General features: G+C 35.2%; 9 protein-coding genes. 6 read left to right on the top strand and 3 right to left on the bottom strand.

Annotated features, from left to right (window positions below; translation table 11 throughout):
- The first annotated feature begins 38 nt into the window (after positions 1–38).
- Positions 39–1,409, top strand: coding sequence for an MFS transporter (locus tag H3R21_RS01550; RefSeq protein ID WP_198182529.1), 1,371 nt, complete (start codon positions 39–41; stop codon positions 1,407–1,409).
- 112 nt (positions 1,410–1,521) lie between these two features.
- Here the strand turns inward: H3R21_RS01550 and plsY are convergent, their stop codons facing one another.
- On the bottom strand, positions 1,522–2,157 hold the full coding sequence (gene plsY, locus H3R21_RS01545; RefSeq protein ID WP_046306861.1) for a glycerol-3-phosphate 1-O-acyltransferase PlsY: 636 nt from the start codon (positions 2,155–2,157) through the stop codon (positions 1,522–1,524).
- Positions 2,158–2,254: 97 nt separating this feature from the next.
- On the opposite strand from plsY, the gene parE reads away from it, so the two are divergent.
- From parE to H3R21_RS01525, 4 genes are all read left to right on the top strand, one after another.
- Complete coding sequence (gene parE / locus H3R21_RS01540; protein WP_074425371.1) at positions 2,255–4,213, top strand: DNA topoisomerase IV subunit B; 1,959 nt, start codon at positions 2,255–2,257, stop codon at positions 4,211–4,213.
- A 13-nt stretch (positions 4,214–4,226) separates the two neighbouring features.
- Positions 4,227–6,680 carry a DNA topoisomerase IV subunit A gene (gene parC, locus H3R21_RS01535; RefSeq protein ID WP_198182527.1) on the top strand — a complete coding sequence of 818 codons (2,454 nt, stop codon included), beginning with the start codon at positions 4,227–4,229 and terminating at the stop codon, positions 6,678–6,680.
- Between the two features lie 140 nt (positions 6,681–6,820).
- A complete protein-coding gene (locus tag H3R21_RS01530) occupies positions 6,821–7,756 on the top strand; it encodes a LysR family transcriptional regulator (RefSeq protein WP_122035126.1) in 936 nt (311 codons plus the stop codon).
- Positions 7,757–7,816: 60 nt separating this feature from the next.
- Positions 7,817–8,749, top strand: a complete 933-nt coding sequence (locus H3R21_RS01525) for a manganese-dependent inorganic pyrophosphatase (protein WP_198182525.1) — start codon at positions 7,817–7,819, stop codon at positions 8,747–8,749.
- A gap of 75 nt (positions 8,750–8,824) precedes the next feature.
- On the opposite strand, the gene H3R21_RS01520 is transcribed toward H3R21_RS01525, so the two are convergent.
- Entirely contained in the window at positions 8,825–9,184 is a 360-nt protein-coding gene (locus H3R21_RS01520; RefSeq protein ID WP_046306868.1) for a helix-turn-helix domain-containing protein, read from the bottom strand.
- 1,718 nt (positions 9,185–10,902) lie between these two features.
- Here H3R21_RS01520 and xerS point away from each other — a divergent pair.
- On the top strand, positions 10,903–11,988 hold the full coding sequence (gene xerS / locus H3R21_RS01515; protein WP_198182523.1) for a tyrosine recombinase XerS: 1,086 nt from the start codon (positions 10,903–10,905) through the stop codon (positions 11,986–11,988).
- Between the two features lie 402 nt (positions 11,989–12,390).
- On the opposite strand, the gene H3R21_RS01510 is transcribed toward xerS, so the two are convergent.
- Positions 12,391–13,371: an SLAP domain-containing protein gene (locus H3R21_RS01510; RefSeq protein WP_198182521.1), complete on the bottom strand. Its 981-nt coding sequence runs from the start codon at positions 13,369–13,371 to the stop codon at positions 12,391–12,393.
- Positions 13,372–13,691 lie beyond the last annotated feature (320 nt).

The following is a 13,691-nucleotide window of genomic DNA, read 5'->3' as shown; positions in this document are numbered from 1 at the left end:
TAGAAGAGTCAAAGTTTAGTGCTAAGGAAGGAAAATTAATGACAAACAATAAGAAACTAGTAGGAGCAATTATTGCTGTTGGGGTGCTGAGCTTTTTGGGAATAGTAATTGAAACTGCGCTAAATATCGCTTTCCCGCAGTTAATGAAACAATTTGCAGTTTCAGCAAAAACCGTGCAATGGCTAACTACGGGATATATGCTTGTTTCAACGATTATCATCCCTTTTGGTTCATTTTTGCGTAAAAGGTATCGAGCAATCGCCTTATTTAGGGTTGCGGTTATTTCTTTTTTGATTGGAACAATTATGGCAGGATTTACAAGTAGTTTTACGATGCTCTTAGGTGGTCGTCTCCTACAAGGAATTGCAGATGGAATTGGCCTACCATTAATGTTCTCCCTGATATTAGAGCAGGCACCAAAAGAGAAAGTTGGAACTTTGATGGGCATCGGAACACTAGTTATTGCTTTTGCTCCTGCTGTTGGTCCTGCATATGGTGGTCTTATTTTGAACTATTTACCATGGCAAGCCTTATTTATTTTAATTATTCCAATAATCATTATTACCTGGTTATTAGGAGAACAAAGTATTGTTCAAGTCAAACAGCCAGTTCATGTACCATTTGATTTCCAAGGTGGAGCTTTTTTAAGTGTATTTTTGGTGTCGACTTTATGGTTGCTACTTGATTTAACTGACCAGCAATTTGGCTTAAGACAGATTGTTTTACTGCTTGTTGCGCTAATTAGTTGCTTAGTCTTTGTTTATTGCGAACAAAAGAGTGATCATGCTGTAATCAAGCTAGCTCTTTTTAAAAGTGCGCGTTTTGATGGCCTATTAATTGCCTTTTTCTTATTGCAATTGATTTCGCTATGCCTATCTTTTTTACTTCCTAACGTTTTGCAAACAGCATTTGCGCAGACAACTGCAAATACTAGCCTGCTTATCCTTCCCGCCGCAATTACAGATGCTATTGTTGCAGCGTTGGCCGGCATTATTTACGATAAAACTAATCCGCGTCTGCCGATAATTTTAGGTGTAATTATTATTTGCTTTAGCTTTTTGATTGCAAGTTTCAATGGGTCATCGGTTTCTATCATAGTGATTAGTTATGTAGTTTTTATGATTGGCTTGGGTCTGAGCTACAGTAATATTATGACGTTTAGTTTAGCAAGGCTTGAAAATGAGGAGTCTAATGACGGCAATGTAATTTTTATGACGGCTCAATCGTATTCTGGTGCAATGGGGACAGCTATGGCGGCGTCACTTTTGACTTGGGGTCAAACTCAAAGTAAGGATATTGTTGATGGAGCACTTGCCGGTCTAAAATTAAGTTTTGAGGTGCTTTTGTTAATCTCGGTTATTGTGGCTGTGCTTTGTCTAGTTAGTTTAATTGAGGCTAAGCGAAAATAGGATACTTTTTCCTGCAAAAAGATGCCAAAATATTCCGTTGCGAACTTTTGTTCTTATAACTATAATAAAATAGCTAGCAAATAGTTGCTAGCTCTATTTATTCACTTAGTGTTTATAACTTGTTGTGTTTTTTCTTGTACCAATACCATAAACCGAACGGAATAATGTTTTCTTGATGGTTAATTAGTCGCTTAATATTGCTGCGGTGCCGGATAAAAAGTATAACCATAATGCAGCCAACGATAATTTCAAGGAAAAGGTCATGAAAAAAGAAAGTGCTAATGAAAATTAGGACTACCGCAATTAGACTGGCTAAACTCACATATGAAGTAATGAAAACAAGGGGAAGAAAGATTAGGGCACAAACGCCGAAAAACTTTAGGTTGTAGCCTAAAAAGAGACCGGCACTTGTTGCAACTGCTTTACCACCCTTAAATTTTAGAAAAATTGAAAAAGTGTGACCTAGAATTGCTAGGCCACCGGAAATTAATAGTAAGTATTTAGGACCAGCAATATGAAATAGACGTGGCAAGTTAGTAGCTAAAGTTCCTTTTAGAACGTCAACTACCAAAACAAAGCTCCCGGCAAAAGGACCTAAAACTCGAAAAGAGTTTGTGGTACCAATGTTGCCTGAACCATAGTCACGAATGTCTTCAGCAAAAAATATTTTTCCGATAATTACCCCAGTGGGGAAGGAACCTATTAAGTATGCTAGAATAAATACCAGTATTAATTTTAGATTTATCATTTATATCCTGCTCTCTTAAAGTCTAAGGCTATTTTATCAAAGATTACTTGGCTTGAGGATTAAAATATATAAATGATTGAAAACTGGAGGAATTTATTTGGCTAAAACAAATAAAAACGCAAATTCTTACGATGATTCATCGATTCAGATTCTTCATGGTTTAGAGGCTGTTCGTAAGCGTCCAGGGATGTATATTGGATCAACTGATATTCATGGCCTGAATCAACTAGTTTACGAAATTGTCGATAATTCTGTTGACGAAGCAATGGCCGGATATGGTCAAGAAATTGATGTTACAATTCATCAAGATAACAGTGTCACTGTGCGCGACTTTGGTCGGGGCATGCCCACGGGGATGCACAAATCTGGTCGTCCAACAATCGAAGTTATTCTGACGGTTCTTCATGCCGGAGGAAAATTCACCGAACAGAACTACAAGACATCAGGTGGTTTGCATGGTGTTGGTTCTTCGGTAGTTAATGCTTTATCCAGCTATATGGATGTAAAGGTTGTTCGTGATGGTGTTGCGTATGAAGAAGAATTTAAAGACGGTGGTCATCCAGTAGGTACTTTAAAGCGTTTAGGTAAAACTAAAGAAAAAACAGGAACCTGCATTACCTTTAAGCCAGATGAAACAATTTTTTCTACTATTAAATATAAGTACGAAACAATTCAAGAACGAATTCGTGAATCTGCTTTTCTATTAAAGGGTGTGCGCTTTGTTTTAACTGATGAGCGCGAACCACAGCATCATGATGATTTTAAGTATGATAATGGGATTGAGTCCTTTGTATCCTACTTAAATGAAGGTAAAGAAACCCTTAATGATGTCTTCTACTTTGATGGTAAGCAAGATGAAATTGAAGTTGAATTTAGTGGCCAATACAGTGATAGTTATTCAGAAAACTTGGTTTCGTTTGTCAATAATGTGCGGACTGCTGACGGTGGTAGCCATGAAGTGGGTGCTAGAAGCGGATTTACTCGTGCGTTTAATGACTATGCTAAAAAGCAAGGCTTACTAACCAAAAAAGATAAGAACATTGATGGCTCTGACTATCGTGAAGGTTTAAGTGCTGTTTTGTCTGTCAAGATACCTGAAGAGCAGCTAGAGTTTGAAGGGCAGACCAAAGGCAAACTAGGTACACCTCAAGCAAGATCCGTTGTAGATGCGATTGTTTACGAAAAAATGTCGTACTATTTGATGGAAAATGGTGAACTAGCTCAGGAACTTGTCAAAAAGGCACAGCGAGCAAGGGATGCACGTGAAGCAGCCAAGAAAGCTAGAAACGAAAGTCGTAATGGCAAGAAACGTCGTAAAAAAGAAGTTCTATCTGGGAAGCTAACACCAGCGCAATCTCGCAATCCTAAGAAAAATGAACTTTTCCTAGTGGAGGGAGACTCAGCCGGTGGTTCTGCCAAGCAAGGCCGAGATCGTCGTTTCCAAGCAATTTTGCCTTTACGTGGTAAGGTTTTAAACACCCAAAAGGCTAAATTACAAGATATTTTTAAAAACGAAGAAATTAATACTATGATTTATACCATCGGAGCCGGTGTTGGTGCCGAATTTAAAGTCGAAGATTCTAATTACGACAAAGTAATCATTATGACGGATGCCGACGACGATGGAGCTCATATTCAAATTTTGCTATTAACCTTCTTTTACCGCTACATGAGGCCGATGATAGAGCACGGTAAAATTTATATTGCACTGCCCCCACTATATCGTTTACAAAAAGGCCGTGGGAAGAAAGCTCAAGTTAAATACTCCTGGACTGATGAAGAACTTGTAAATGATGAAAAGGAAATGGGCCGTGGTTATTCTTTGCAGCGTTTCAAAGGTCTTGGTGAAATGAATGCAGAACAACTATGGAATACTACAATGGATCCAGAGACCAGAATGCTGATTCGCGTTAAGATTGATGATGCTGCACTAGCTGAGCGACGAGTAACTACTTTAATGGGTGATCAGGCAGAAGCTAGAAGAAATTGGATTGAGGAAAACGTCAAATTTAGATTAGGCGAAAATGCTTCAATTCTTGAAGAAGAAAATGAATAGAGGGGTTTAATTAATGGCTACAAAAGAACGAATTCGTGAAATGCCACTTGAGCAAGTCATGGGTGAACGTTTTGGAAGGTATTCTAAATATATTATTCAAGAAAGAGCCTTACCTGATATTCGTGATGGCTTGAAGCCCGTACAAAGAAGAATTTTGTACGCAATGTACCAAGATAATAATACTTATGATAAGCCATTTAAAAAAGCTGCTAAGGCGGTTGGTAATATCATGGGTAACTTTCACCCTCACGGTGACAGCTCTATCTATGGCGCGTTAGTCCACCTTTCTCAAGATTGGAAAATGCGTGAGCCGCTAATTGAAATGCACGGTAATAATGGCTCAATGGACGGTGATGGTCCTGCAGCCATGCGTTATACGGAGTCTCGTCTAAGCAAAATTTCCAATATGCTTTTGGAAGATATTGATAAAGATACTGTCAATATGGTGCTTAACTTTGATGATACTGAATATGAGCCGACAGTTTTACCTGTACGCTATCCCAATTTACTTGTTAATGGTTCAACAGGTATTTCTGCTGGTTATGCTACAGAAATTCCGCCACATAACTTGGCTGAAGTAATTGATGCGACTATCTATCTCTTGAAGAATCCTGATGCGACGCTTGATGAATTGATGAAATTTGTTAAGGGACCAGATTTTCCAACTGGGGCGATTGTTCTTGGTAAAAAAGGTTTAAGAGAAGCATATCAAACTGGCCGTGGTCGTATTCAGGTTCGTGCTAAGTCAACAATTCAAGAAATCCGCGGGCATCGCGAAGAAATTATCATTACAGAGATTCCTTACGCAGTAAATAAAGCTTTACTTGTCAAAAAGATGGATGAAATCCGTCTTAACAAAGAAATTGATGGTATTGCGGAAGTACGTGATGAGACTGATCGTCATGGTTTATCCATTGCGATTGAACTGAAAAAGGGTGCAGATGCGCAAAACATTTTAAACTACTTGTTCAAGAACACCGAATTACAAGTTTCTTATAACTTCAATATGGTTGCCATTGATCATATGACGCCTATGCAAGTTGGTTTGAAGCATATTCTTTCTTCATACTTGGAGCATGAAAAAGATGTTGTCATTAAACGGACAAAGTATGACTTGAATAAAGCAGAAGCACGTCTTGAAATTATTCAAGGTCTGATTCATGCGATGGATATCTTAGATCAAGTAATTAAGGTTATCCGTGCATCTAAGAATAAGACTGAAGCTAAGAAAAACATTTCGGAGCAATTTGATTTTACTGAGCGTCAAGCAGAAGCAATCGTTTCTCTGCAACTGTATCGCTTAACCAATACCGATGTTGATGCTTTGGTAGCTGAGCAAGCAGAACTTGATAAGAAAATTGAGCAATATCGTACACTTCTTTCAGATTCAAAGGTTTTAGACAAGGAAATTATTAAAGAACTGTCAGCTGTTAAGAAAGAATTTGGGAATCCGAGAAGAACAGAAATTTCATCAGAAACAGCACAAATTAAAATTGACGAAAAGGCGTTAGTAGCGGATGAACAAGTTCGTGTATTGATTAGTAAAGACGGCTATTTAAAGCGCTCTTCATTAAGATCATGGCAGTCAAGTGATGATAAAGAAAATGGTCTTCCTGATGGGGATGAAGTCGTATTTGAGAAGACTTTGTCTACACTTACTGGCCTATATCTCTTTACCAATCGTGGTAATGTGATTTTCCGTCCCGTTAACGAACTAATTGAGACGAAATGGAAAGATACTGGACAGCACTTATCACAAGAAATAGGTCTAAATAATGATGAACAAATAATTCGTGTCTTTGACTTTGAGCAGTTGGATCAAAAAGTTAACTTCTTAATAGCAACAGATGATGGCTATATTAAGCAGCTACAATTAACAAACTTACAGCCAACCAGAACATATAAATCGCGAGCAATTACTGCGATTAAAATGAAAAACAATGATAGTAAGGTTGTACGAGTTGACTTGGTTCAACCGGATTCTAAGCAAGAAATAATTTTATTTACTCATAATGCTTATGCAGTTCGCTATGATATTAGTGAAATACCTGAATCGGGTGCAAAGGCCGTTGGAGTTAAATCAGTTAATCTGAAAGATGACGACTTTGTTGTATCTTATGTCTTAATCCAACCTGACTATCTTGATCTAATGCGTGTAGGATTAATTACCCAGAGAGGAGCATTTAAGCAGTTTAAAGCCAATCTGATTAATAAGGTATCTCGGGCCAAAAGAGGAGTTCTCGTTCTACGTGAGCTGAAGAATAATCCACACCGCGTTGTTGCTGTTGCCTCATATGGTCAAGATCATACTTTAATGATTACAACTTCAAGTAAGCGACACATTAAAGTGAATACGAACGAATTTCCACTTGGAGATCGCTATTCAAATGGTTCATTTGTGATAGATACTACAAGTGAAGGTTTACCTGTTAGTTTAAGAATCGGTAACCCCCTTAGTTCACGGTAAATAATATTTATACATACACTGTTATTTAATAGATCTTGCAGCGGTATATTTTGAACAACTCTTTGACATGAAGGGGTTTTTGAACGATAATAGCATATAAATAGAGTTATATTATTGTTAAGATAGAAGGATTAATTTATATGCCTAAAACAGATACAATACTATCAACAAAGTCATTACATTATTTTTTGCAATTAATCGATACCATGAATTACACTCAGGCGGCGCAAATTTTAGGAATTACGCAGCCAGCCTTAACTCAACAAATTAAAAAGATCGAACATGCAATTGGGACACCTTTATTTGGGCAAATGGGCAAGAAACTCTATCTAACTGAAGCCGGCAAGCAATTACAAACGGGAGCAATTAAGCTTTTAGGAACAATCAATTCTGTTGTTAATGATATCCAAGAGTTTACTCAAGCTGATAAAGGTAATATTTCAATTGGAGTTTTAGACAGTGTTAGTTCTGAGCTATTAAGAAAATTTTTAATTCGTTTCAATCAGCAAAGCCCAGATATCACAATTAACGTTTGTTACTTTAATCGCAAAGATTTGTGGTATAACCTCGATAATAATTTAATAGACTTTGGGTTGTTCTATGTACCTGCAAATATAAAGAAAAGTCAGGTTAATCTGCATAATCAATATGAGTACATGCAGATTTGTGAAGACCGGCTTACAGTATTAACTCATGATCACGAACTAGAAGCAGGGAAGGCTTACCCTTCTTCAAAATTTATGGACAAAAAGTGGGTGGCATATCCAGACAACTTTTACTTAACACAGTTGATGAAGGAAAAATTTGGTAGCAAAATTAATGCTAAGAATGGTATGAAAGTTCCATTGAGTTTTTCTTCAACTGAGCAATTAGTAGAGACTGCGGAAGAAACAAGTTATGACACATTTGTCAGTTCTTCATATTATCAACTGCATAAGAGTGAAATTAATTTAACTCCTGTATATATAGAAGGTACTCCAGAATATTCTGTTTCAATTATTTATCGTAAGGGTAAGATTGACGTGCCACGTATTAAGAGCATTTTAACGGAACTGAAAAAGTTCTTGGACGAATAACTATTATTTAGGTAAACTACTAAGTAAAGAGATAAATATAAAAGAAAAAGAGGAAAATTAATGGAAAAAGAGCTAATTTTTGGTCACCAAAATCCTGATACAGATGCAATTGGTACTGCAATTGCATATTCATACTTACAAAATAAATTAGGCTATAATACTGAACCAGTAGCACTTGGTGAAGCTAATGATGAAACTTCATTTGCATTAAAGAAATTTGGTTTTGAAGCACCTAGAGTAATTAAAACTGCTGCTAATGAAGTAGATAAGGTAATGTTGGTTGATCATAATGAGCCACAACAAAGTGTTTCTGATATTGACAAAGTGACAGTTACACACGTTGTTGACCACCATAGAATCATGAACTTCAACACAACTTCACCATTATTCTATCTTGATGAACCAGTTGGTTGTACAAGTACAATCATGTATGACTTATATAGATACAATGATGTCGAAATTCCCAAGAATATTGCCGGAATTATGCTGTCAGCAATTATTTCTGATACTTTGCTATTAAAGTCACCAACCACTACTGATAAGGATAAAAAGGCTGTTGAAGCTCTGGCTGAAATAGCAGGTGTCGATTACCAATCTTACGGCTTAGAAGAACTAAAGGCTGGTACGAACATTGCTGATAAGTCTGAAGAAGAGTTAATTGACCTTGATGCTAAGAGCTTTGAACTTAACGGTCAAACTGCTCGTGTAGCTCAAATTAACGTTGTTGATCTTCCTGAGGCAATGGAACGCAAGGACAGCTTCTTGAAGGCAATGGAAGATGTCTCAGAAGCTGAGAACTATGATTTATTTATGTTGCTAATCACTAATGTACTCGATTCGGATTCAAAGGCACTTGTAGTAGTAGGAAATGATAATGCTAAAGCTGCTTTTGAAAAGGCATTTGGTAAAGTTGTTGATTCTGAAATTGACTTACCAGGTGTTGTTTCTCGTAAAAAGCAGGTAGTGCCTCAATTAACAGAGGCTTTTGAATAAGAAATTTAAAATAGTAAAACAAAAACGAGCTAGGTAAAACTAGCTCGTTTTTGTTTGATATTTAATTTGAAACAATTATTCTTTATTTATTTCTTTAGCTAAAACAATAAAAGATTTACATACTCGTTCAGCTTTTTCTGGAGACATCTTTCTTAATTCATTAAGAACTTTTTTGATAAATACAGGTGTATTATCATGATGATTTTCGACTTTAACTTCTTTAAAGCGATAAGCATTCATAATGATGTCTGGAGTAGTAGTGTTCAGGGCTCTAGCAATTGAGTCGAGTTTCTGAATACTAATATTCTGATTCTTAGTACGTTCAAGACGTGAAATAAAGTTAACTGACAAATCGCTTAACTCAGCGAGATCCTCCTGCGTCAGTTTCTGTTCGCGTCTACGACGGCATATTTCTTTTCCTAAATTTATACTCATGGAATAAATTCAACCCTTTCAAAAATATAATTCCATCTTCCATAATAACAGAACAATTATAGAATTAAAAATTAAAACAATAAAAATAATGAACAAAACAATTTAACTAGTAATGTAGCTAAAGCCACAGATTAGCAAAATTGTTTTTTAACTATACCCCAGATAGTATTGTAGGACAAAAACAAAAAAAAGCAAATAAAAAGGGCTAAAAAAATAAACCTAAAGTGAAGAGATAAAAGCTTGCAAATAATAGTTTAAGTCACGAAAATAGGTACTGCCAATGCTATTCAAAATTTCTCTAAAACCAGTTTTTGGACAGTTAATAATAATATATAAACTAGAAATAGTAAATACAGAAAAAGCTTTTTATAACCATTTATTAGATTTGAAACCCAAAAATAAAAATAGTAATGAAGTAGCATCGTTGACGCACTTAAATAAATAACGTTCAAAAAAGCAATGCGCTAATTCACCAATATATACTGGTTAGAAATTGTCGCTAAACCCATAGATCAACCAACTAAATCAATCTGTGTCTACTTGAGCTTTTTTAAGCATTAACAGCTCATCATTTTATTTTTTTAAAATGAATAGTGGGAAAAAAGAAATAAAAATAGAAATAAATTGAAAAGTAGGTCTTATGATTTTTATATGTATAACTTCGTATAATATATATTATGTAAAGTTAAATATAAAAAACTGAAGAGAATATTATTTATCAGTGAGAGCATTACCCGTGTATTTAAATTACTAGTACTAGCATCAAACTTTTTTGTTAAGCAAATGTTTGAGTTCAATTGTCTAAAAAGATCAGTTTAATAGGACCAAAATACTTTGTTTACGGATACTATCTTCTGCTGTGCTGTTAGAGTGATTTTAAGCGCGTTAAAATCATTTTTGCTCGATAACTGATCAACTGATCAAACCGATTAGATGATTCGGCAGAATTTTCACTCAATTAAGGTAGAAAAACGATTTTTGAACAAAAGTAGAAAATTGTCGAAATTCACTATTCAGTTAATTATATCTGTAGAGAAATTAGGGCGTTTATTCCTTAAAGGATCCCATATGGTCAAATATTCAATTTGGGTCAAAAAATGAAGTGACTCAACTATTTTTTGAGTTGCTATCATTAAAACTATAATTTTAATGATAGGTATAAACGTACACTATTAGTTGTTAGTCAAATTTATTTGAGTTTAACTTGTTTAAAGTTGTCAAAACAAGTTAAACTTTTTTATCAAAAATTTTATCGCGTATTTAAAAAGCTAATCTTAGGTTTAAAGATCAGCTTTTTAAATTCTTCGTAGCAATTCAAACTGGTTCTGCGGTAAAAATACAAAATGTCAGTTCGATTTAGATAGATTTGCGGACAAGTTAGAGACGTGAGCAAATGCCTAATAAATCATAGGAAACCACCAATAAAATAGACTTTACTTCATGAAATAGATAAAAACCGCCCCTTTTCTCTAGTGTTTTGATAACCTAAAGTAAATATTCCTTACGCGTCAAGCTATATGATGGTTGAGATGAATTAATTTGTTAGGATGTACTTTATAAAATAAATGCTATGTAAAGTAGTCTGACTATTACTCACTCCCCCATCCTTCTGCTCCCCCAGTTACAAAATAGGATTAAATCACTCTTTTTAGCAAAAAGACAAACATACATTCCGTTTTTGCTTTATAATGATTAAAAAGCATAGTTAGGAGAACTACGTGGAAACTAAAAAGTACTTAGACCTTATTGAAGAAGAATTGAAGAAAATGCCGGATTTTGTTAAAGAGTATAATTTTGGTACCAATCACTCTTTAGCAACCTCTTACCAATATTTGACTGAAATCAGGCGTTTTTTTGATTGGTTAAGGCAAGAAGGAATATCTGACGCTGAAGACAACCAGCATATTACTACTGATACTTTGGCTAATCTTCAGCGTAACGACATAATGCTTTATATCAATTACTTGGGGCATGTTAAAAATCAGCAGGGTAACTTGAACTCCCCCACTACAATTAACCGCTCAATCAATGCATTGCGCTCTTTATTTAAGTTTTTAACCATCACAGCCGACAATAACAATGGTGAGCCTTATTTCGAAAGAAATGTTATGTTGAAGATTGACTCACTTAACAATACAAAAACGTTAAACTACCGCGCACATATTTTGGAGTCTCATATGTATACTGGTGATTTAAAATATCAGTTTTTGGATTTTATTGATAAAAATTTTGAAAAGCAGTGCAACAAGCATGCCCTGCCATCTTTTAAAATTAATAAAGAACGCGATATGGCAATTATTGCCCTTATTTTAGGAACTGGAATAAGAGTTTCTGAGTGTGCAGGAATTGACTTAGCTGACATCAATTTAAAGAAAGCTACACTTGATGTAACCCGAAAAGGTGGTCAACGCGACAGCGTGCCAATTGCAAAGTGGACGATTAAGTATTTGAACAGTTATCGAGAAATACGTAAGAAGCGTTATTTTGCTGATAAAAAGCAGAATGCCTTTTTCCTTACCAGATGGCATGGTCAAACTAAGAGAATTACAACTAGTGCAATTGAAAAAATGGTTAATAAATACTCTGCAGCGTTTGGCCATCCGTTAACACCGCATAAGTTGCGTCATACGCTTGCCTCCGAACTTTATGGGGTAACTAAAGATCAAGTGCTCGTTGCGCAACAATTGGGCCAAAAAGGCACATCGGCAACAGACTTATATACGCATGTTGACCAAAAGAAACAGCGTGATGCTTTAAATGAAATTGCTAATGTTAAAAATCAAGGAGAAAAAAAGCTGGATTAACTATCCAGCTTTTTTTATGTTAGTCACAAATAACTTGCCAATGCGGATCATGTGCAGCCTTTAAGCACATTTTTACTTCATCTGCAGTAGTATCATTTACTGATAATGGTGGAAGATGATCAACGTCAAAATAATCATATTCGGTCGTTTCAGTGTTTACAACGAATTTACCGCCAAGTTCTTTGCAAAGGAAAACCTCATGTTATATAGGGGTTTGTTTGATCAATACGCAGTTAGTTGTAAAGCATAGATATTACTTGCAGATACATTGCCTATTCAATTTAAGCATTTGACATTTCCCTTAGTTGGGAAACACTAGGATATGAACTAAGTAAGGGAAATGAGAAAAAAGCAAGAAAGCTTTAAAATTTTCTTGCTTTAGCTTATTTAAAACAATTATTACTATTTACTAACTTCTAATTTAGTAGGCTCCAGTTGCTTTCCCCACATAATCTTTGTATCAGAAGCCTTTATGTAGCATTCATTACTTCTCTTTTGATCAATATTTAGATATTGATCGGCCAAACGGTAGAATGGTACAGTTTCACCTGTTACTTTATCCGTAATATTAACCATAGAAGTTACTGTAACGCCATCCCCTTTATGATAAAGTGGCTTATTATCTTTCTCTATTATTTTTTCACCTTTTGTGTTATATAAATACGCATCATTGACAAACAACACCCGAGTATAGTTAGTGTACTCCGGTAGGAAGTGTTTAACATTTTTAACGTTATTCCGATTTATAAAATCATTTGACCCTTTCAGTCGATAAAAATTAGTGCCTCCATTGTATCCGTCACCTTTTTCGGTAAGATCAAAAATATTTGCTTGTCTATCTAAGGCGACTTTTTGACCAATTTTTAGCTTTTTAGAAGTTTTATTACCTTGATTATCATAAACAGGTACATTGGTTTGTGATGACCATGCTTTGGTAGTGGTAGTTATTCCATCTGTATATAGCGGTTGCCCATTAATTGCTCCTACATTAACTGCTTTGATATAACCGCCATGACCAATGCTAAAGTATTCTTTACCTTTAATTATCTTATAGGGTAAATACAACCAGTTCCAGTCATTATCATGAAATGAATAACGCTTAACATCTGGATTATTTATTGCTTCAACTGTTCCAGCATACTTAACCTCTGAGCCATTCTTAAGTAAGCCGTTACAGCCAAGATAAGAATATCTTTTTTGCCCCTTCTTGTTATAAACACGGGTTTTGTGATTTAACGTTAACATACCTTCTGCGGCATTTTGAGTTTTCTCCGCGGTCTCTACTGCGTGAACTTGATTTGCCTTAGTTATTAAAGTAGCTGCAGATGTTGTTGCCAATAATCCAGCCGCTAAACTAATAAGTATTTTTTTAGTTTTCTTCATGATATACCTCATATTATCTTAAAAAATTAACAACTATGTACTTTAGTATCTAATTTTAGTAGTTATTTTTCTTGATGTCTAATTACTTAATTAAGCAAAAATGAAAAAACGGTTACTTTTTAGTATCTACCGGGATAAAAGATTATCTCCCACTAATCAAGTCACTAACTATTAGCCTGTATATCTACTACTGTTATCATGCTAATAACAAAAAAGAGATTCATTCGTAAGCATTGACACAATGGCTAAGGACTAGAATTTTAGCCCTAAAACTATTAATAACTGGAATGCAATCCTATCGGATTTAGGACTAATACGTA

Origin of the sequence: Lactobacillus sp. W8172, from assembly GCF_016102055.1 — a bacterium.
In the GTDB taxonomy this organism is placed as follows: domain Bacteria; phylum Bacillota; class Bacilli; order Lactobacillales; family Lactobacillaceae; genus Lactobacillus; species Lactobacillus apis_A.
This window is presented reverse-complemented; position numbering and strand designations above follow the sequence as displayed.

Coding starts and splice junctions, on each gene's coding strand:
- H3R21_RS01520 (WP_046306868.1), bottom strand. CDS start 9,184: ATGAGTATAAATTTAGGAAAAGAAATATGCCGTCGTAGACGCGAACAG.
- H3R21_RS01525 (WP_198182525.1), top strand. CDS start 7,817: ATGGAAAAAGAGCTAATTTTTGGTCACCAAAATCCTGATACAGATGCA.
- parC (WP_198182527.1), top strand. CDS start 4,227: ATGGCTACAAAAGAACGAATTCGTGAAATGCCACTTGAGCAAGTCATG.
- H3R21_RS01510 (WP_198182521.1), bottom strand. CDS start 13,371: ATGAAGAAAACTAAAAAAATACTTATTAGTTTAGCGGCTGGATTATTG.
- plsY (WP_046306861.1), bottom strand. CDS start 2,157: ATGATAAATCTAAAATTAATACTGGTATTTATTCTAGCATACTTAATA.
- H3R21_RS01550 (WP_198182529.1), top strand. CDS start 39: ATGACAAACAATAAGAAACTAGTAGGAGCAATTATTGCTGTTGGGGTG.
- H3R21_RS01530 (WP_122035126.1), top strand. CDS start 6,821: ATGCCTAAAACAGATACAATACTATCAACAAAGTCATTACATTATTTT.